Raw genomic sequence first — 19,131 nt, forward strand, 5'->3', positions numbered from 1 at the left:
GGGTTGTCGCCGGTGTGAGTATTCCCCTTTCCCTTCTTGACCTTGCTTCCGTTTCCGCAGGAAGCTCCATCGCCGACACCTTCCGGGGGTCCGTCGAACTGGCGCAGACCGCCGAAGCCGCAGGCTACACGCGCATCTGGTATGCCGAGCACCACAACATGGCCAACATCGCCTCCAGCGCCACCTCGGTCCTGATCGGCCATATCGCCCAGCAGACCTCCACGATCCGGCTCGGTTCCGGCGGGGTGATGCTGCCCAACCACTCCCCACTGGTCATCGCCGAACAGTTCGGGACCCTGGAGACCTTGTTCCCCGGGCGCATCGACCTCGGGCTGGGGCGTGCCCCGGGAACCGACCAGGCCACGTTCCGTGCGCTGCGCCGTGATCCGGCGGCAGCGGACGCCTTCCCCCACGATGTCCTCGAACTGCAGGGCTACCTCACCGGGAACTCCCGGATCCCCACGGTGTCCGCCGTCCCCGGGGCCGGGACCAACGTGCCGCTGTACATCCTGGGTTCGAGCCTGTTCGGAGCCCAGCTGGCCGCCCAGCTCGGACTGCCCTACTCCTTTGCCTCGCATTTCGCCCCCGATGCCCTGCATGCGGCCGTCGCGGCCTACCGGGACAACTTCCAGCCCTCCGAGCAGCTGGCGGAACCGCATGTCATCGCCGGGGTGGGGGTCGTGGCCGCCGAAACCAACCAGCAGGCCCAGGCCCAGATGGAGCAGTCTCGGCGCGACCGGGTCGCCATGTTCCTCGGTCGCGGCCGGGAGGTCCCCTTCACCGAACCCGAGATCGACCTGTTGATGGAGTCCGCCGCGGGCGAGCAGATCCTGAAGATGATGGCGTACACCGCCGTCGGCACCCCGGACGCCGTGAAGGACTACCTCGAGGGTTTCGCCCACAGCGCCCGCGCCGACGAACTGATCACCGTCCACAACGCCTCCACGGCGGCCGACCGGCTCACCTCGATCAAGCTCACCGCCCAGGCCATGGGGCTGACCGGCTGAGGCCCGTTCCCATTGCGGGCCCCACGTCCTACGCTGGAGGAGTCAGACGTGCCCCGGGCATCAGGCCCGGCACGCGGACCAGGAGGGCGACGGCCATGAGCGGAATCTACGACGAGACGGTGTTCGACGAACAGCCCGACGACGATCTCGATGAGCCCGAAGACGGGCGCTACGGCACCCCCGAGGACGGCTCCTCGGACAACCCGGAGACCATGGACCGCATCGACCCGTTGCGCCGACACAGCTATCTGGTCGTGGATGATCTGGAGGACGGCGGAGAGTCCGTGGAGGGCGACTCCGAGGACGAGACGCTGGCCTCGCAATGGGAACTCGACGATGAGCAGGAAGCCGAGCGGGAGGACGACGAAGACTAGCATGGCATAACATTGCTTGCTGTCCCCCGCCTCGACACCCAGGAGTGCTGTTGGTCAACCCGGTGCATCTGCACACCCTGCTGGAAGTCATCGCGCACGGCTCCTTTGCCGCGGCCGCGGTCCCCCTCGGCTATACGGCATCCGCCGTCTCCCAACAGATGACGGCGCTGGAACGCGATACCGGCGTCGCGCTCTTCCGGCGTTCTGCCCGGGCCATCGAGCCGACCGAAGCGGCCACGACGATGGCCCGGCACGCCCGCAAGGTCCTGACCGACATCGACGCCCTCCTGGCGGCGAGCACGACGGCGGCCGGCCGGCCCGGGGAGCACCCCGTCGAGGAGCTGCGGCTGGGGATCTTCCCTTCGCTGGCCACCTTCGCCCTGCCCCGGCTGCTGGGCTCCTCCGGCTGGAACGACCTGGGGATCAACCTGCGCATCAGCGTCGGGGAGCCGCACCAGACGATCGCCAGCCTGCAAAGCGGCAACGAACTGGATCTGGCCCTGGTCTTCCAGGTCGGCCAGACAGGGCTGGGATGGCCCGGCACCATGGACCGGCAATGGTTGGGCGACGACGATTTCCGCGTGGTCGTCCCGGCGTCCTGGAAGATCGCCGAGGGGGCCCAGGTCTCCGCCGCCCAATTGGCCGATATGCCGTGGATCATGCACCACGCCGGCACCTCGGATGCCACCGTGATCTCCCGCCTCTTCGCCTCCTGCGACCTGCACCCGCGGGTGGTGGCCTACTGCGACGATTTCAACGCCTCGCTGCATCTGGCCGGCGCCGGTCTCGGGGCCGCCCTGGTCCCGGCGCTGGCGATGCAGCAACGTCCCCCCGGGCTGGTGGTCCTGGATGTTCCAGAGATCCGGTTGGCCCGCAGCATCTTCGCCCTGCAACTGGGCAATTCCAGAAGCCCCAAGGTCGATGTCTTCATGGACAAGCTGGCCGCCGAGCTACGCAAGATCAGCATCGTCCCCTGAGCCGGCCCGGGCCTTCCTCGGTCGGCAGCCACGGGACACAGCCGGGCACGATGGCCCGCCTTCGGGATTCCACCCGCCGGGAGCGGTAGCTTCAATGAATGGGAACAACGCAGGATGCACCAAGGGGACCGGCTTCGATGACACTGACCAACGGAACGAATGCCGCGGACGATGACGACGTCCTGGTCGAGGTCATGGACGGCATCGGCCTGCTGACGTTGAACCGTCCTCGACAGATCAATGCCCTCACCCGGGGGATGGTCAAGATCCTGACCGACCAGCTCGAGCTATGGCGTGAGGACCCCGAGGTCGGCATCGTCGTACTGCGTGGGGCCGGGACCCGTGGATTCTGTGCCGGAGGGGACATCGTGGCCTTCCATACGGCCATCACCACCGGCAAGCAGCATGAGTTCCTGTCGTTCCTGGCCGAGGAGTTCCGCCTCGATGGACTCATCGCCGCCTACCCGAAACCGGTCCTCGCCTACATGGACGGGGTGTGCATGGGTGGCGGGGTCGGGTTGGCCGGACACGCCGGGATCCGCATCGTCACCCCGCGCTCCTCCATCGCCATGCCCGAAGCACGGATCGGCTACTCCCCCGACGTGGGCGGAACCCACCTGCTGGGGCTGGCGCCCGGACGGCTCGGTGAGCATCTGGCCCTGACCGCCTCGACCATGGGGGCCGGGGACGCGATCCATGCCGGCTTCGCCGACTTCTGCATCTCCGAGGACTCCTTCGAGGAGGTCCTGTCGGCGCTGCCCGATCTGGTGGGGCTGCCGGCCGGGGAGGTCTCCATCGCCCTGGAGATCCTCCACGGCACCCCGGCACCGCCCGCGCCACTGGTGGCCGAGGCCGGATGGATCGACCAGGCCTACGCCGCCGACGACGTCTCGGCCATCCTGGAACGCCTCGATTCCAGCCCCTATCCGGGGGCCGCCACGGCCGCCACCGCCCTGCGGGGCAATTCCCCGCTCTCCACACAGACGGCCCTGCGGGCGGTCCGTGCCGCCCGCGACGAGGCCCACCTGCCCTCGGCCCTGGCCCGGGAGTTGCGGGTGGCCGACTACCTGATGAAGCATCCCGACCTACCGGAAGGGATCCGCGCCCAGATCATCGACAAGGACCGCATGCCGCAGTGGTCCCCCACGGATCCGGCAGAGGTGGACCAGCAGGAAATTGCCGCGGCCATCGCCGTCGACTGACCGGGGATACCCGGCTAGCCTCCGGGACGGGATTCGGGGCGGACGCCGGAGGTTTCGACCCGCTTGGTCTTCCCGGTGTCGGTGTCATCCATCTCGTCACGCGAGGGGCCGACCCGGACCTGGTCGATGGAACTGGTCTCATCCCAACGCGCCATGTCGGGCCGGTCCCGCCGTGGTCCCCCGGAACGGACCGGCTCGCCGGTTCCCGGGCCGCCCGAAGGCTGGAGCCACGGGATGGGGGCATGTTCGCCGAAATGGTCGGCGTCTGCCTCGTCCCAGTCCCCGCTCCACCCCCGGGGCGGATCCTCCAACAACTCGCCGGGGCGCAACCAGTTGTACAGGGCGGCGTAGCTGCTGGTGGTCAGATGGTCGATCCGCCGGCGCAGCATCCGCTGGTTCAGGTTCGCCGGGGTCGAGACCCCCATGGACGCCATGATCTGCTCGGCCTCGGTGACGGTGAGCTTCTGGTAGTTGTAGACGCGGTTGCCCTTGTCCTCAACGTCGACGGCCCGCATGAGCCGCGGGTTCTGGGTGGCGACGCCGACCGGGCAGCGGTTGGTGTGGCAGAGCTGGGCCTGGATGCAGCCGGTGGCCATCATCATCGAGCGGGCGCTCATGGTGAAGTCGGCGCCCTGGATGAGGCGTTTGACGATATCGCTGCCGCTGGCGACCTTGCCGGCGGCACCGAGGCGGATCCTGTCCCGCAGACCGGCACCGACCAGTGCGTTGTGCACCAGCATCAGGCCTTCGGTCAGCGGGGTGCCGATATGGTCCTCGTATTCCAACGGGGCGGCACCGGTGCCACCTTCGGAACCGTCGATGATGATGTAGTCCGGGGTGATCCCGGTATCGAGCATCGCCTTGCACATGGCCAGGACATCGGTCCGTGAACCCACGCAGAACTTATAGCCGATCGGTTTACCCTCGGTGAGTTCGCGCAGCGTTCCGACGAATTCCATCAGCTCGCGTGGGGTGTGGAACGCCGAATGCGAGGCCGGGGACACGCAGTCCCGGTCCATGGGGATCCCGCGGGCCTCGGCGATTTCGGGGGTGATCTTCGACTTCGGCAGCACGCCGCCGATGCCCGGCTTGGCGCCCTGGCTGAGCTTGATGGTGACGGCCTTGACCGCGTCGGTGGCGGCCTTGGTCCGGAAGGTCTCCGGGGCGAACCTGCCGTGTTCGTCACGGCACCCGAAGTAGCCCGACCCGATTTCCCAGAACACGTCGGCACCGTGCTCCAGGTGGTACTTGGTCAGACCGCCCTCACCGGTGGCGTGGACGAATCCGCCCATGGCCGCGCCCTTGTTCATCGCCTGGACAGCATTCTTGGACAACGATCCGAAGCTCATCGACGAGATGTTCATCAGGGCGATGTCATAGGGCTTGCGGCAATCCGGGCCGCCGATCCGCACCCGGTGGTGCTCCTCGGGCGGGGCCAGCGGGGCGCTGGAGTGCAGCAGGAACTCGTAGCCCTGCGAGTTCACATCACGTTCGGTGCCGAAGGCCTTATGGCTATCGGCCCCCTTGGAGCGGGTGTAGATCAGCGAGCGCGTGTCCCGGTCGAAGGGCCGGCCGTCGGTGTTCCGCTCGATGAAGTACTGCTGGATCTCGGGGCGGATGGACTCCAGCAGGTAGCGCATGCGTCCCAGCACCGGGAAGTTGCGCAGGATCGCATGCTTGGTCTGGAAAAGGTCATGCAGGCCCAGCCCGACCAGCAGGAGCACGAGCACGCCCAGGACAACCCAGCCGGTGGTCCCGAACGAGGCGGCCACGACGGCGGCCGCTGCCAGGACGACGAATAAGGTCAGAAGGAAGAAACGCACCATGGGGCCGAGTTTACGCGTCATGGGGCCGTGTCGACACAGCAGCGTCCGGTCGGAGACAATGTTGGGCATGTTGGAGCATCCAGGACGGTCCGCCGCACGCTTGACGGGGCTGGTCGGCATCACGACGATCGCCGTACTATTGACCGGCTGCGCCGCCGGGAACATGATCGATCCCGGCGCACCGGATGAGGCCACCCCGACCGTGACGCGGACCCCTGCCGACACGGTCCCCTCCTCTTCCGGGGCCCCGGAGGCGAGCATCCCCGCCCATGAGTCCCCGGTGCGCCTCATCAGTGAACGCGGTCTGCCCCTCTACGCCCCGGGGGACGAACTGGCGTTGCAGGGTTCCGAAGCCGAACCACGAATCACCTTGACGGTCACCTCGCTCTCGGTCGAGCAGACCTGCCCGATCGACGGTGGGAAACCCGATCACGGCGCCTTCGCCGTGCTGGAGATCGATGCCTCCTTCGCGGCCCCGGACGACGAGACACAGCGCCCGCTGCGCCTCTCCCCGCAGATGTGGTCCTTCTTCTCCACCGATAATGTCCCGTTCGACGACGATCTGGGCACCACCGCTGCCGCCTCCTGCCAGAATGCCGGCACGGCGTTGCCCGCCGAGCTCAAGGCCGGCGCCTCGGTCCATGGGACCCTCGTCCTGGACATCCCCGAGCCGGAAGGATCGCTCACGCTGGCCGATGCCGACACCGACATCGCCGAGTGGCAGCTTCCCTGACGGACCAGGCCTCAGGAGCGGACGTAGGCCGCCAGGTGTTCTCCGGTGATCGTTCCCCTCTCCGCCACCAGTTCGGCGGGGGTCCCTTCGAAGACCAGGGTCCCGCCGTCGTGTCCCGCCCCGGGCCCAAGGTCGATGATCCAATCGGCGTGGGCCATCACGGCCTGGTGGTGTTCGATCACGATGACGGTCTTGCCCGCATCGACCAGTCGGTCCAGCAGGCCCAGCAGCTGTTCGACGTCGGCCAGATGCAGCCCCGAGGTGGGCTCGTCCAGAACATAGATCCCGCCTTCCTCCCCCATCCGGCTGGCTAGTTTGAGCCGTTGCCGTTCGCCGCCGGAGAGGGTGGTGAGCGGTTGGCCCAACGCCAGGTAGCCCAGTCCGACCTCGCGCAGCCGTTCAAGGATCCTGACCGCTGCCGGAACCCTGGCCTCACCGGCGGCGAAGAAGCCCAATGCCTCATCGACCGGCATGGTCAGCACCTCGCTGATGTTGCAGCCACCGAGCCGGTAGTCAAGTACCGACGTCTGGAAGCGCCGGCCCTCGCATTCCTCGCACACGGTGGACACCGTCGCCATGACGCCCAGTTCGGTGAAGATGATCCCGGCTCCGTTGCAGGCCGGGCAGGCACCTTCCGAGTTGGAGCTGAACAGCGCCGGTTTGACCCCGTTGGCTTTCGCGAACGCCTTGCGGACCGGCTCCAGCAATCCCGTGTAGGTCGCCGGGTTGCTGCGTCGCGAACCCTTGATGGCCCCTTGGTCGACGGTGACGACCCCTTCCCGGCCGGCGATGGAACCGTGGATCAACGAGCTCTTCCCCGAACCTGCCACCCCGGTGATCACGCAAAGGACCCCCAGCGGAATATCCACGTCGACGTCGCGGAGGTTGTGGTGGTCCGCTGACCGGATCTCCAGCGTTCCCGACCCCCGCCGTGGCGTCTCCTTCAGTGCCGCCACATAGCCCAGGTGCCGGCCGGTGGGGGTGTCGCTGCGGCGCAGGCCCTCGAGGTCCCCCTCGTAGCAGAGCAGCCCACCCCCGGATCCTGCCCCCGGCCCCAGATCCACCACATGGTCGGCGATGGCGATCATTTCCGGTTTGTGCTCCACCACCAGGACGGTGTTGCCCTTGTCCCGCAAGCGCATCAGCAGCTGGTTCATGCGCGCGATGTCGTGGGGATGCAGGCCCACGGTGGGCTCGTCGAAGACATAGGTGACATCGGTCAACGCCGATCCCAGGTGGCGGATCATCTTCGTTCGTTGGGCCTCGCCTCCCGAGAGGGTTCCGCTGGGCCGATCCAGGCAGAGATAGCCCAACCCGATCTCCACGAACGAGGCCAGCAGCCCAGCCAATGAATCCAGCAGCGGTGCCACCGAGGGTTCGTCCAGGGTGCCGACCCAGTCGGCGAGATCACTGATCTGCATCGCGCAGGCCTCGGCGATGGACAGGCCCCGGATCCGTGAGGAGCGGGCCGCCTGGCTCAACCGGGTTCCCCCGCAGTCGGGGCAGTCGGTCAGTGTGACGGCACGCTCCACGAAGGCACGGATATGCGGTTGCATGGCGTCCAGGCCCTTGGAGAGCATGGATTTGCGGATTTGTGGGATCAAACCCAGATAGGTGAGGTTGATGCCTTCGACCTTGATCCTGGTGGCTTCCCGATGGAGCAGGTCCTCGAGTTCCTGCTCGGTGAATTCACGGATCGGCCGATCCGGGTCGAACCATCCGCAGCCCCGCAGGATGCGCCCGTGCCACCCCTGCATCGAGTAGCCGGGAATCGTCAGCGCCCCCTCGTTGAGGGATCTGTCGGCGTCGTACAACTGGGTGAGATCGAAGTCCGAGACGGTGCCGGATCCTTCGCAGAGCTGGCACATCCCGCCGGTGACGGAGAATTCCCGGCGCTCCTTGACCTTCCTGCCCCCGCGTTCCATGGTCACCGCCCCGGCACCACTGATCGAGGCGACGTTGAAGGAGTAGGCCTGCGGAGAACCGATCCGTGGTTCGGCGAGTCGGCTGAAGATGATGCGCAACAAGGCATTGGCGTCCGTTGCGGTGCCCACGGTCGAGCGCGGGTTCGAGCCCATGCGCTCCTGGTCGACGATGATCGCCGTGGTCAGCCCCTCCAGGACGTCGGCGTCGGGGCGGGCCAGCGTGGGCATGAAGCCCTGGACGAAGGCACTGTAGGTTTCGTTGATCATCCGCTGGGATTCGGCGGCGATGGTCCCGAAGACCAGCGAACTCTTCCCCGATCCCGAGACCCCCGTGAAAACGGTGATCCGCCGTTTCGGCAGGTCGAGGCAGAGGTCCTGCAGGTTGTTTTCCCGGGCTCCGCGGACCCTGATCAGATCGTGGCGATCGGCGGGGACGCCGTCTGCGGGGGCATGGGTATCGGACATGATCACCAGTGTAGGCGCACCCCGGCGAGGCGGAAGGCTACGGCGTCGAGCTCGCGGCAGCACTTTGTTACTGATTCGTAGATTTTTTCCACGAACCCCTTGAAAAGCTACCGGACAGTAGGTTCAATGTAAGGCAGGTCACAACCAACGACGTTTGTCCGCTGCGTAAATCCACCGCTCGGGCCACCGCGATCGCCTTCCACCCGGTGAGGCATCGCGGACCAATCCATCCGGTTACTGGATCCGGCCAGCACGCAGCGGCACCATGCCGAACGGTGCTGGGCCGGCCAGCCCGATCCGACCTCTTCGAGGAGACGCATGCATGCTCATCACGCTGCCAAGCAGCATTCGCTGATGCACACCATCATCACCGTCCTGCTGGGCCTGTTCCTGGTGGCCGTCCTGGCGTTCTACGTCATCTATTCGAGCCAGGTGGCCACCGGGGCCTCCAAACTGGACAACGGAATGGGCCAGGCCCAATCCGGCATCAGCGAACTGAACAACGGGGCCACCCGTGCTGCCAGCGGTGCCATCAAGCTCCACGACGGCACCGGGGAGCTCGACGACGGCGCAGCAAAGCTCTCCAAGGGCATCAGCACCGCCTCCAACGGCGCCGGGGAGCTGGACGACGGGGCCAAGGAACTGCACTCGGGCACCGGCGAACTGGCCACGGGGGCAGGAACGGCCGCCCAGGGGGCCACGAAGCTCTCCGACGGCGGCAAACGCCTGGCCGTCGGATCCCAGAAGGTCGCCGCCGGTGCCGGCCGCGCCGACCGCGCAGCCAAGAAGCTCGACGACGGCGCCGTGAAGCTGGTCGACGGCACCAAGAAGGCCGCCGCCGGCGCGGACGAACTCGACGCCGGGGCCACCAAGCTCGGCGACGGGGGCCAGAAGCTCGGCGACGGGGCCCAGGAGCTGAAGGCCGGCGCCAAGAAGGCCGCCGCCGGTTCCACCGAGCTCTCTGCGGGCACCAAGGAGCTGCATACCGGCGCCCAGAAGGCCTCGACCGGCGCCAATGAACTCTCCGCGGGCACCAAGGAACTGAACACCGGCGCCCAGAAGGCCTCGACCGGAGCCAATGAACTCTCGGCAGGGGCCAAGAAGCTCACCGCCGGCACCGGGGAAGCCCTCGCCGGCAGCGCCCAGTTGAAGGAAGGCACGGCCGAGGCCGCCCCCGGCGCCCACGAGTTGGCCGATGGTTCGGCCGAACTGGCTGCCGGGACGCAGAAACTTCTCGATGCCGCCAACGGACCGCAGGGCGCGGTCCCGCTGGGGCTGCTGAAGGCGCAGCTGAAGGAACTCAATGACGGGGCCCAGAAAATCGCTGCCGGCAATGGCGAACTCGCCGCAGGAACCGATGAGCTCAAGGACGGGACGGCCCGCCTGTATGCGGGTCTGAGCGAGATCGACAACGGCGCCAACCGGCTGAACGACGGTGCCGCCGAATTGGCCAAGGGCAATGCCGCCTTGGCCACCGGTGCCGGCAAGCTCAACCAGGGGGCCGCCAAGCTGGCCAAGGGCAACGCCGCCCTGGCCACCGGTGCCGGCAAGCTCAACAAGGGCGCCAAAAAACTGGACACCGGCAATGCCGCACTGGCTACCGGCGCCGGGGAACTCGCCAAGGGGGCCGACAAGCTCTCCGCCGGGTCCGTCCGGGTCGCGGCCGGGGCCTCGGAGCTCGCCGAGGGCAACCAGGCACTCGGCGCCGGTTCCATCAAGCTCCATAAGGGGACCAGCGAGTTGGCCCGCAAGACCCCCGATCTGGTGAGCGGTGCCGAGGAGGCCGCCGCAGGGTCGGTGAAGATCCGTGATGGGGCCGGGGAACTGGCCGTGGGCAACGGCAAGCTCGCCGCAGGGGCCGGCAAGCTCGACGCCGGGGCCGAACGTCTGGTGGCCGGCACCGGCCAGCTCGGCGATGGCCTGGGCAAGCTCGATACCGGGTCGAAGACCCTGCAGGCCGGCATCGGCAAGGTCGATGACGGGGCCGGCGAATTGGCCGACGGCAACACGAAGCTCTCCGACGGCACCGCGGAACTGTTCTCCGGCTCGACCGAACTGGCCGGCGGGACCGAGGAGTTGCGTGGATCCACCAACGCGGTTTCCGCCGACTCGATCGTCACCTCACCGAAGGGCCTGTTGCTGTTGCTCCCGCTGTTGCTCTTAGCGATCCCCGCCGTCCTGCTCCTGCGGGCACGCCGGCACCTGGGCCGCTAGGAGGACCCCGTCCGGCCCCCAGGCCGGACGGGCCGTCCGCGTCTAGTCGCTTGCCCGCTGCCCCAGTCGGGCCGCGGCTTCCCGATCCAGTACCACGGTGACCTGGGGATGGCGCTGGATCACCGAGGCCGGGAACTGCTCGCCCACCGGTCCTTCCAGGGCCAGTCGGACGGCGTCGGCCTTATGCGCGCCGTGGGCGATCAGCAGCAGGTGCCGGGCCTCGAAGATCGTGCCGATCCCCTGGGTGACGCATTGGTCCGGGACTTCCGCCAACGATCCGAAGAAGCGGGCATTATCCTGCCGGGTCCTCTCGGCCAGCGGCACCACACGGGTCCGCGAGTCGAAGGCGGACCCGGGCTCGTTGAATCCGATATGTCCATTTGATCCAATGCCCAGGATCTGCACGTCGATCCCTCCGGCCGCCGCGATGGCCGCGTCGTAGGCCGCCGCGCGGGCCGCGTGGTCCTCGCCCTGCGGATCCGGAGTGTGCACCAGCGCCGGATCCAGTCCCAATGGTTCGGTGACCTCGGTGCGCACCACTTCCGCATAGGACTGCGGATGCCCCTCGGGCAACCCGAGATACTCGTCGAGGGCGAACCCCGAGACCGCCGAGAAATCGGCGCCGGAGGCCGCCAGGGCGGAATAGAGCGGCAAGGGGGAGGACCCCGTGGCCAGGCCGATCACTGCCGCCGGGTCGGTGGTGACCACATCCAGAAGCACCTGGGCGGCCAGACGGCCGGTTTCCTCGGCGTCCTCCCCGATGAGGATGCGTGCGTTCGGATGCTTGAGGCTGCTGGCCATGTGGTCTCCTTCTGCTGCGGTGGGGCTCATGATCGGGGTCCGTTTGGGGGAAGGGCGGCGTCGAACCAGCCGGTGATGCTGGTCGGATGGGTGATGGCCGTTCCCACCACGACGGCGTGGGCCCCCGTGTCGAGTGCCGCCCGGGCCTGCGCCGGGGTGTGGATGCGCCCCTCGGCCACCAACGGCGCCCCGAGTCCTGCGTCGGCGATCGCGGCCAGCAGCTGCAGGTCGGGTCCGTCGGTCTTCGGGCGTTCGTCCGTATAGCCGGCCAGGGTGGTGCCGATGAGGTCGGCCCCCGCCTCGACGGCGGCTCGGGCATCGTCCAAGGACCCGCAGTCGGCCATGACCAGGGCCGGGGTCTCCGCATGCACCCGGGCGATGGTCTGTGCCAATGTCAGTCCGTCGGGGCGGGGGCGGCGGGTCCCGTCGAGGGCCACGACGTGGGCTCCGGCGGAGGCCACCGCCAGGGCGTGGTGGGCCGTGGGGGTGATGAAGACCCCTGTGGTCCCGTCCTTCCACAAGCCGATGACCGGGACCTCGACGGCGGACCGGGTGAATTGGATGTCGGCCAGGCCCTGGACCCTCACGGCCGCGGCCCCGCCGGCGACCGCCGAGGCCGCCATCTGTGCCATGGCCTGGGGGTTGCGCAGCGGTTCGCCGGGATAGGCCTGGGCGGAGACGATCAGGCGCCCGTGGACGGTGGAGAGGAAATCTTCGGGCGACATGCTGCGGTCCTTCTGTGCGGAGGTGCTTCGGGGCGACGACTGCGGGGCCTGCCGGTCCCGTCCGCATTCTTCCACGCTGGGGATGCGGACGGGAACCCGGCGGGTCCTCCGGCCTGTGCATGAACCGGCGGATATCCGCCGGCTGCGGATCAGAGCAATCCGGCCCGGCGCAGGATTGCGGCGATGGCCTGGCTTTCGTCGTCGTTCAACGAAGCCATGGGCACGCTCATGGTGTTGGATTCGATGATCCCGAGCAGGACCAGCGCGGTCTTGAAGGAGCCCAGTCCGGAGGCCCCGCCCGAGACACGGGTGGAGTCGGGGGTGAAGGCGATCTCAAACAGGTTCGCCAGACGGTCCTGCTCGGCGCGGACCGCCGACCAGTCCCCGGCCGTGGCGGCATCGAACATCCGCCGGTATCCGGCCGGATCAACGTTGCCCAGTCCGGGCACGACGCCGTGGGCGCCGCCGAGCAATGCCCCGTCGACCACCACCTCGTGTCCGGTGAAGACACAGAACCCTTCGATATGGGCGGTGGCCAGCAGCAGGCGGCGGCAGGCCACGTCGTCACCGGAGGAATCCTTCACCCCGACGATGACCCCGTCCTCGGCCAGGCGGATCGCCACGTCCAGGGGTAGCTTGGCGTGGGTGCGCACCGGCACGTCGTAGGCGAAGAGATCCACCCCGGTCGCCTTCTTCACCGCACGGAAGTGGTCTTCGATCTCGGCGGCGTTGGACAACGCGTAGAACGGCGTCGTGACGACCAGGGCGTCGGCCCCGAGTTCGATCATGCGCAGGCCTTCGTTGATGACACGGTTGGTGGTCTGTTCGCTGGCACCGGCCAGCAGTGGAACCCGTCCGTTGTTGCGGGCGGAAATGGTGGTCATGACCAGCTCACGCTCGTCATTGGTCAGGTACGGGACCTCCCCGGAGGAGCCCAGGACGAACAGACCGGAGACCCCGCCGTCGATCAGGTGGTCCACGACCCGTTCCAGGGAGGCCGTGTCGATCGCCCCGTCCTGGGTGCGCGGGGTGACGACCGGCGGGATGACCCCGGAGTAGGTGCGGGTGGGTGCTGACGATGTTGCGGTCACGGAATGCGTTTCCTGTTCTGCTTGATACTGGAGGGAAATTTATCGGTGGCGGCCGGAACCGGCCGCCGGTCTCGGCTGGCGGGAACGGGCCCGGCTAGCCTGCGTGGAGCAGCGAGGGGGCCGCGCCGAGCAGTTTGCGGGTGTAGTCATTCGTCGGGGCGTCGAAGACCCGGGCCGCGGGCCCCTGCTCGACGATCTCCCCGGCATTCATGACACAGATCCGGTCGGAGACGTAGCGGACGGTTTGGATGTCATGGGAGATGAACACCATGCCCAGGTTCAGTTCGGTCTTCAGGTCCGAGAGCAGGTTCAGCACCTGGGCCCGCACCGAGACGTCCAGGGCCGAGGTCGGCTCGTCGGCCACGATGACATCCGGGTCCAGGGCCAGTGCCCGGGCAATGGCCACCCGCTGTCGCTGTCCGCCGGAGAGTTGGTTCGGCACGGCGGCCCCGGCGGAGGCCGGCAGGCCCACCAGTTCGAGCAGCTCGGCGGCCTTCCGGCCGCGGCTGGCCAGGCTCCCGATCCCATGCACGGTCAGCGGGTCCATCAGGATGTCGCGGACCTGCATGCGCGCATTCAGTGCCGTGGAGGGGTCCTGGAAGACGACCGAGACGCTGCGCCCGAATTCCTTGCGCAGGGCGGCGTTGCGTTTCAGTGCCGGCTTCCCACGGAAAAGCACCTCCCCGGAGGTCGGCGGCTGCAACCCCACCAGGACGTTGGCCAGTGTCGACTTCCCGCAGCCGGATTCCCCGACGATGCCCACGGTCTCACCGCGGCCGATGGTGAAGTCCACGCCGTTCACCGCCTTGACGATCAAGGGTTTGAACGCCTTGCCGGAACGGGCCCGGTGATGGACGTGCAGGTCCTTCAGTTCGATGACCGGGGTGGCCTGCTGTTCCGATGCCGTCTGGCTCATGGCCGTACTCCCTTCGTGATGGTTCCTGCGGCCGGGTCCGGCGCCCTGTCCTGCGGGCTGGCCCAGAGGTGGCTCTCGTTGCCGCCGACCGGTGTCAGGACCAGTTGACGGGACGAATCGGCCCCCGGCAGCGTGGAGCGGTCGGCGAACCGGTCCCCCTCGCCGAAGTCGTTCGGGGACGGCACGGTCCCGGGGATCTGGTGGAGTCGTTCGGCCCCCGATTCGATGGACAGCACGGCCCCGAGCAGGCCCCGGGTGTATTCGTGCGTCGGGTTCGTCAACAGCGCGTTGACCGGGCCCGATTCGACCACCTGGCCGGCATACATGACCGTGACCCGGTGGGCCAACGAGGCCACCAAGGCCAGGTCGTGGCTGACGAACACCATGGCGAACCCCAACTGTTCACGGAGTTCGTTGAGCAGATCGACGACCTGTTTCTGCACGGTCACGTCCAGCGCCGTCGTCGGCTCGTCGCAGACCACGAGCTTGGGCGAACGGGACAGTGCCATGGCGATGAGCACCCGTTGGCGCTGGCCTCCGGAGAGCTCGTGCGGATAGGACTTCAGCGTGCGCGAGGGATCCAGCTTGACCAGTTCCAGCAATTCCGCGGGGGTCTTCCGGCCGCCGCGGCGGGTGAGCTGTCCGAGCTGGTCCTTGATGAGCATGGCGGGGTTCAGCGAGGACAACGCGTCCTGGTAGACCATGGCGATCTGTGAACCGCGCAGCCCCTTGTAGACCGTGGCATCCCCGGCCAGGGTTCCACCCCTTCCGTCGTCCGGCAGCAGCTCGCGGTCGCCGAAGCGGATGGATCCGGTGATCCGGGCGTTGTCCGGCAGCAGGCCCATGATCGCCAACGAGGTGATGGACTTGCCGCAACCCGATTCCCCGACCAGGCCCATGGTTTCGCCCTCGTGGACGGTGAAGGAGACGTTGTCCACGATGCGGGTCCGGCCATAGCGTTCCGGGAAGCGGATCGAGAGGTTGCTGACCTCGAGCACCGTGCCGGCATCGGTCCCGCCGCCGGCCAGCTGCAGCCGGTCGGTGCGGGCGGATTCCACCGACGCCAGCCGGTCCAGTTCCCGGGCCAGGCGTCGGCGGTCGGCCTCGGCATCCCCACGGGGGGAGCTTCCGGCGCCGACGGCTGCCGAGAGGTCCCCCGGACGGCTGCTGCCGGCCTCGAGGTCATGCACGTCGGAACCGTCATCCTCGGCGTCGGGGACGGTCAGTTCCTCCGTGACACGGCGGACGGTGGAGTCACCGGCGGCTTCGACCTCGACACTGGCGGTATCGGAGCCCTTGGACTTGCCACGCAGCTTCGGGTTCACCAGGGCGTCGGTCATCCCTTCGGCGAGGATGTTCAACGCCAGGACGGTCAGCAGGATGACCAGGCCGGCGAAGGTGGTGGCCCACCAGGCGCCGTTGAGCACGAGGGTGCGCCCGTAGGAGATCACGTTGCCCCAGGACGGGTCGGGGTCCTGGACGCCGGCACCGAGGAAGGACAGCGAGGCCTCGAGGATGATCGCGTCGGCCACCATGACCGTGGCGAAGACCAGGACCGGGGCCGCGGTATTGCGCATGATGTGCTTGATCAGGATGTGGAAGCGACCGGCACCGATGACGCGTTCCGCGCGGGAGTAGTCCTCGTCCCACTGGGAGAGCACGTTGGCGCGGACCACCCGGGCGATCTGCGGGGTGTAGATGATCGCGATCGCGATGATGATCACCGGAATGGAGTTCCCCAGGGAGGCCAGCAGTGCGGCGGCCAGCGCGATGCCGGGGAAGGCCATGAGCATGTCCATGATGCGCATGATGACTTCGTTGGTGGCCTTGCTGCTCGTGGCCGCCAGCGAACCCAGCAGCCCGCCGGCCAGCAGGGCCAACGCCACCGAGCCCAGGCCGATGACCAGCGAGGAACGGGCGCCGTAAAGCAAGCGGGAGAAGATGTCGCGACCGAGCCGGTCGGTGCCGAAGAGGTTCTCGGCACTGGGCTTCTGCGCAGGCATCCCGGAGAGCAGCGGGTCGTGCGGGGCGAGGACCGGGGCGAAGACCGCGGCCAGGATGATGACCACCAGGAAGCCCAGCGCGATCTTCGAACCGGTGGTCAGTGAGGTGAAGCGGGTGGCGCCGGAACTCAGGCGCGCCACCAGGGCATTGCGTGGTGCCAAGGGAGCCATCGGTTACACCGTCCTAATGCGGGGGTTGATCAAGAGGTATACGAGGTCCACCAGGATGTTGACCAGCACGAACGTCACGGCGATGGCCAGCACCACCCCCTGGACCAGATTGGTGTCGTGGGCGGTGATGCCGTTGAGGATCAGCTGACCCATGCCCGGCAGGGAGAAGATCATTTCGATCACGACGGCGCCGCCGAGCAGATAGCCGATCCGCAGGCCCAGCACGGTGACCGGGGTGACCAGCGCATTGCGCAGGACGTTGCGGCTGATCACCTCGTTGCGCGGTACGCCGTTGCCGATGGCCGTGCGGACGTAGTCCTTGTCCAGTTCCTCCACCATGGAGGTCCGCACCACGCGGATCAGTGAGGCCGACACGGGGATCGCCAGGGCGAAGGCAGGAAGGGTCATATGCGCCAGCCAGCCGCCCAGCCCCTCTCCCGGTCCCGCCATGCCGCCGGAGGGGAAGAGCGGGTTCTTGCCCAGGGCCAGCCACTGGATGAGCAGGATGCCCAGCCAGAACGACGGCGTGGCCACCGCGGCGATGGAGAAGACGCGGATCAGCTGGTCGGGCAGCCGGTCCCGGTAGAGCGCACCGAGCACGCCGAAGACCAGGGAGATCACCACGGCGATCAGCACGCCGAAGGCGGTGAGTTGCAAGGTCAGCGGGAAGGCCTGGGCGATCATGCCGGCCACCGGGCGCGATGGAGGGGTGGTGACCCCGAAGTCCAGCGTCAGCAAGCGGCCCAGGAAGGCGATGTACTGCACGGGCAGTGACAGGTTCAGACCGCGTTCGGCGCGGTAGGCTTCCTTGGCTTCGCTGCTGGCGCCCTCACCGAGGGCCTGGGTGGCCTCGTCCCCGGGGGAGAGTTTGAGGATCACGAACACCAGGAACGTGACGCCCAGGATCATGAGCGGAAGCGCGGCAAGGCGGCGTAGCAAGAGTCGCAGGAGGGTCCCCACGGTTGAACTCCCATGTGTCGGGGAAGGATGTGCTCGAAGAAGTCCGGTACGGGGTGGCGCGGACGGAGGTCCGGCGCCACCCCGTACCGGGTCGGCGCTAGGCCGTGGGGGTGACTCCCATGAAGGACACACCGGTGGTGGGCAGCGGCTTGAACCCCTCCAGCTTGTCCTCGTCCCAGGCGGTGGGCAGCTGGCGGTGGAAGATCGGGTAGAGCGGTGCCTCCTCGGCGAGGATGTTGATGATCTCGCTCCAGGCCTCGTTCGCCGTCGATTCGTCCTGGGCCGTCGCGGCCTCGTCGAGCTTCTTCTGGACCGTCTTGTACTCGGCGGTCTTGTTCCAGCGGAAGCGGTTCTTGGGCCACACATCGCCGCGATAGAACCAGCTCAGCAGCAGGTCCATGTCGTTGCCGAAGACCGAGGGGTCACCGGGGGCCGCCACGACCGAGAACTTGCCGGAGTCGACGTTCTCGTCGTACAGGGCCCCGGACTGCAGGCTCCGTAGGGTGACCTTGACGCCGGGGATCTTGTTCCAGGATTCCAGGATCAGCGGGGCGACGTCCTTGACCCAGGAGGTGTCGGTGGTCAGCAGCTCGAACTCCAGCGAGGTGACGCCGGCTTCCTTGAGCAGCGACTCGGCCTTGGACTGGTCGTAGGTGTAGACCGTATCGGCCTCCACGTACTGCGGGTGGGTGTCCTGGACGTAGGAGGTGGCCGGTTTGGCGTTGCCCAGCAGCGCGGTCTTGATGATCGACTCGGTGTCCATGCCATAGTGCAGCGCCTGGCGGACCTCCTTCTTGTCGAAGGGGGCCTTGGTGCAGTTGAACATCAGGAACAACAGACCGAAGGACTGGACCGATTCGACGTTGATCTTCGAATCCAACCGGTCCATATCCAGGTAGGGGACGTCCTCGATGGCGGCAACGCGACCGGATTCAGCGGCCGTGACCCGGGCGGCGGCGTCGGAGAGCAGGTACCAGGTCATGTCCGCGGCGCCGGCGGGGTAGTCGCCGTTGTAGTCCTCGAACTTCTTGAAGACGATCTTGTCGTCCTTGGTGGCCGAGACTAGCTGGTACGGGCCCGAGCCGATCGGCTTGGCGTCGAAGCCTGCCTGGTCCTTGGAGGCCACCTTCTCCGGAACGATCTTGACCACGGAGATGCGGGTGGCGAACAGCGGGAAGGCGTACTTGAGCTTGAAGACCACCGTGTCCTCGCCCTTGGCCTTGACCGATTTGATGAATGGCACGAATTGGGCGAACAACGAGGCGTTCTTGGGATCGATCACGCGCTCGAAGGAGTAGACGACGTCGTCCACGGTGACGTCATCGCCGTTGTGGAACGTCGAGTCGGAGCGGAGCTTGACCTCCCACGTGGTCTCATCCACTTCCTTCGGCTCCGCGGCGGCCAGCGCCAGGTAGGGCTCACGGGTGGCCGGGTGCAGATCGACCAACCCTTCGAAGATGTGCATGTTCGCGGCGAACGGGGTGGCCCCCGAGGAGGTCATCGGGTCGAATCCCGTCGACAAGGCATAGGAGATGCCGGCCTCGATCGTCCCCGTGCCGGCCGCCCCGGACGCTGCGCCGGCCCCTGCCGAATCGGTGCTGCTGCACGCCGCGATACCGGCCGAGAATGCTGCGGCGGCCCCCATCAGTCCGGAGACCTTGAGGAAGTTGCGTCGGCTGCCTTCTTTGGCCACCAGGTTGTTGAGGGGCACGGTTTACCTCTTCTGTACGATGAGAAGTCG

15 protein-coding genes are annotated in these 19,131 nt (G+C 67.5%); 6 read left to right on the forward strand and 9 right to left on the reverse strand.

The window, feature by feature from the left end; translation table 11 throughout:
• Window positions 1–14 precede the first annotated feature (14 nt).
• The 4 genes from ACT3S6_RS03610 to ACT3S6_RS03625 all read left to right on the forward strand — a co-directional run bounded on the left by ACT3S6_RS03610 (window position 15) and on the right by ACT3S6_RS03625 (window position 3,560).
• A complete protein-coding gene (locus ACT3S6_RS03610; RefSeq protein ID WP_444553794.1) occupies window positions 15–1,007 on the forward strand; it encodes an LLM class flavin-dependent oxidoreductase in 993 nt (330 codons plus the stop codon).
• A 95-nt stretch (window positions 1,008–1,102) separates the two neighbouring features.
• Window positions 1,103–1,381, forward strand: a complete 279-nt coding sequence (locus ACT3S6_RS03615) for a hypothetical protein (protein ID WP_444553795.1) — start codon at window positions 1,103–1,105, stop codon at window positions 1,379–1,381.
• A 50-nt stretch (window positions 1,382–1,431) separates the two neighbouring features.
• A complete protein-coding gene (locus tag ACT3S6_RS03620; protein ID WP_444553917.1) occupies window positions 1,432–2,358 on the forward strand; it encodes a LysR family transcriptional regulator in 927 nt (308 codons plus the stop codon).
• A gap of 137 nt (window positions 2,359–2,495) precedes the next feature.
• Window positions 2,496–3,560, forward strand: a complete 1,065-nt coding sequence (locus ACT3S6_RS03625; protein ID WP_444553796.1) for an enoyl-CoA hydratase/isomerase family protein — start codon at window positions 2,496–2,498, stop codon at window positions 3,558–3,560.
• Window positions 3,561–3,574: 14 nt separating this feature from the next.
• On the opposite strand, the gene ACT3S6_RS03630 is transcribed toward ACT3S6_RS03625, so the two are convergent.
• Window positions 3,575–5,407, reverse strand: coding sequence for an FMN-binding glutamate synthase family protein (locus ACT3S6_RS03630; protein WP_444553797.1), 1,833 nt, complete (start codon window positions 5,405–5,407; stop codon window positions 3,575–3,577).
• Between the two features lie 46 nt (window positions 5,408–5,453).
• Here ACT3S6_RS03630 and ACT3S6_RS03635 point away from each other — a divergent pair, with 46 nt between their 5' ends.
• Window positions 5,454–6,119, forward strand: coding sequence for a hypothetical protein (locus ACT3S6_RS03635; RefSeq protein WP_444553798.1), 666 nt, complete (start codon window positions 5,454–5,456; stop codon window positions 6,117–6,119).
• 11 nt (window positions 6,120–6,130) lie between these two features.
• On the opposite strand, the gene ACT3S6_RS03640 is transcribed toward ACT3S6_RS03635, so the two are convergent.
• Window positions 6,131–8,509, reverse strand: a complete 2,379-nt coding sequence (locus tag ACT3S6_RS03640) for an ATP-binding cassette domain-containing protein (RefSeq protein ID WP_444553799.1) — start codon at window positions 8,507–8,509, stop codon at window positions 6,131–6,133.
• A gap of 318 nt (window positions 8,510–8,827) precedes the next feature.
• Here ACT3S6_RS03640 and ACT3S6_RS03645 point away from each other — a divergent pair, with 318 nt between their 5' ends.
• Window positions 8,828–10,723 carry a hypothetical protein gene (locus tag ACT3S6_RS03645; protein WP_444553800.1) on the forward strand — a complete coding sequence of 632 codons (1,896 nt, stop codon included), beginning with the start codon at window positions 8,828–8,830 and terminating at the stop codon, window positions 10,721–10,723.
• A 42-nt stretch (window positions 10,724–10,765) separates the two neighbouring features.
• Here ACT3S6_RS03645 and ACT3S6_RS03650 read toward each other — a convergent pair whose 3' ends face one another.
• The 7 genes from ACT3S6_RS03650 to ACT3S6_RS03680 all read right to left on the reverse strand — a co-directional run bounded on the left by ACT3S6_RS03650 (window position 10,766) and on the right by ACT3S6_RS03680 (window position 19,035).
• The gene (locus ACT3S6_RS03650; protein ID WP_444553801.1) at window positions 10,766–11,524 is read right to left on the reverse strand and encodes a glucosamine-6-phosphate deaminase; all 759 of its coding nucleotides are present in this window, start codon (window positions 11,522–11,524) and stop codon (window positions 10,766–10,768) included.
• Window positions 11,525–11,550: 26 nt separating this feature from the next.
• On the reverse strand, window positions 11,551–12,249 hold the full coding sequence (locus ACT3S6_RS03655) for an N-acetylmannosamine-6-phosphate 2-epimerase (protein ID WP_444553802.1): 699 nt from the start codon (window positions 12,247–12,249) through the stop codon (window positions 11,551–11,553).
• A gap of 149 nt (window positions 12,250–12,398) precedes the next feature.
• A complete protein-coding gene (locus tag ACT3S6_RS03660) occupies window positions 12,399–13,340 on the reverse strand; it encodes a dihydrodipicolinate synthase family protein (protein WP_444553803.1) in 942 nt (313 codons plus the stop codon).
• Window positions 13,341–13,434: 94 nt separating this feature from the next.
• A complete protein-coding gene (locus tag ACT3S6_RS03665) occupies window positions 13,435–14,256 on the reverse strand; it encodes an ABC transporter ATP-binding protein (RefSeq protein ID WP_444553804.1) in 822 nt (273 codons plus the stop codon).
• Entirely contained in the window at window positions 14,253–16,430 is a 2,178-nt protein-coding gene (locus ACT3S6_RS03670; protein WP_444553805.1) for a dipeptide/oligopeptide/nickel ABC transporter permease/ATP-binding protein, read from the reverse strand. Before ACT3S6_RS03670 ends, ACT3S6_RS03665 begins: the two co-directional genes overlap by 4 nt.
• A gap of 3 nt (window positions 16,431–16,433) precedes the next feature.
• Window positions 16,434–17,390, reverse strand: coding sequence for an ABC transporter permease (locus ACT3S6_RS03675; RefSeq protein WP_444553806.1), 957 nt, complete (start codon window positions 17,388–17,390; stop codon window positions 16,434–16,436).
• Between the two features lie 97 nt (window positions 17,391–17,487).
• Window positions 17,488–19,035, reverse strand: coding sequence for an ABC transporter substrate-binding protein (locus ACT3S6_RS03680; protein WP_444553918.1), 1,548 nt, complete (start codon window positions 19,033–19,035; stop codon window positions 17,488–17,490).
• Window positions 19,036–19,131 lie beyond the last annotated feature (96 nt).

The organism is Arthrobacter sp. AOP36-C1-22, from assembly GCF_052377515.1.
Taxonomy (GTDB): Bacteria; Actinomycetota; Actinomycetes; order Actinomycetales; family Micrococcaceae; genus Arthrobacter_H.

Bases quoted from the DNA above. Each gene is read 5' to 3' on its own strand.
- ACT3S6_RS03665 (WP_444553804.1), bottom strand. From the start codon at position 14,256: ATGAGCCAGACGGCATCGGAACAGCAGGCCACCCCGGTCATCGAACTG.
- ACT3S6_RS03635 (WP_444553798.1), top strand. From the start codon at position 5,454: ATGTTGGAGCATCCAGGACGGTCCGCCGCACGCTTGACGGGGCTGGTC.
- ACT3S6_RS03680 (WP_444553918.1), bottom strand. From the start codon at position 19,035: ATGGGGGCCGCCGCAGCATTCTCGGCCGGTATCGCGGCGTGCAGCAGC.
- ACT3S6_RS03645 (WP_444553800.1), top strand. From the start codon at position 8,828: ATGCATGCTCATCACGCTGCCAAGCAGCATTCGCTGATGCACACCATC.
- ACT3S6_RS03630 (WP_444553797.1), bottom strand. From the start codon at position 5,407: ATGACGCGTAAACTCGGCCCCATGGTGCGTTTCTTCCTTCTGACCTTA.
- ACT3S6_RS03650 (WP_444553801.1), bottom strand. From the start codon at position 11,524: ATGGCCAGCAGCCTCAAGCATCCGAACGCACGCATCCTCATCGGGGAG.
- ACT3S6_RS03615 (WP_444553795.1), top strand. From the start codon at position 1,103: ATGAGCGGAATCTACGACGAGACGGTGTTCGACGAACAGCCCGACGAC.
- ACT3S6_RS03625 (WP_444553796.1), top strand. From the start codon at position 2,496: ATGACACTGACCAACGGAACGAATGCCGCGGACGATGACGACGTCCTG.
- ACT3S6_RS03670 (WP_444553805.1), bottom strand. From the start codon at position 16,430: ATGGCTCCCTTGGCACCACGCAATGCCCTGGTGGCGCGCCTGAGTTCC.
- ACT3S6_RS03655 (WP_444553802.1), bottom strand. From the start codon at position 12,249: ATGTCGCCCGAAGATTTCCTCTCCACCGTCCACGGGCGCCTGATCGTC.
- ACT3S6_RS03640 (WP_444553799.1), bottom strand. From the start codon at position 8,509: ATGTCCGATACCCATGCCCCCGCAGACGGCGTCCCCGCCGATCGCCAC.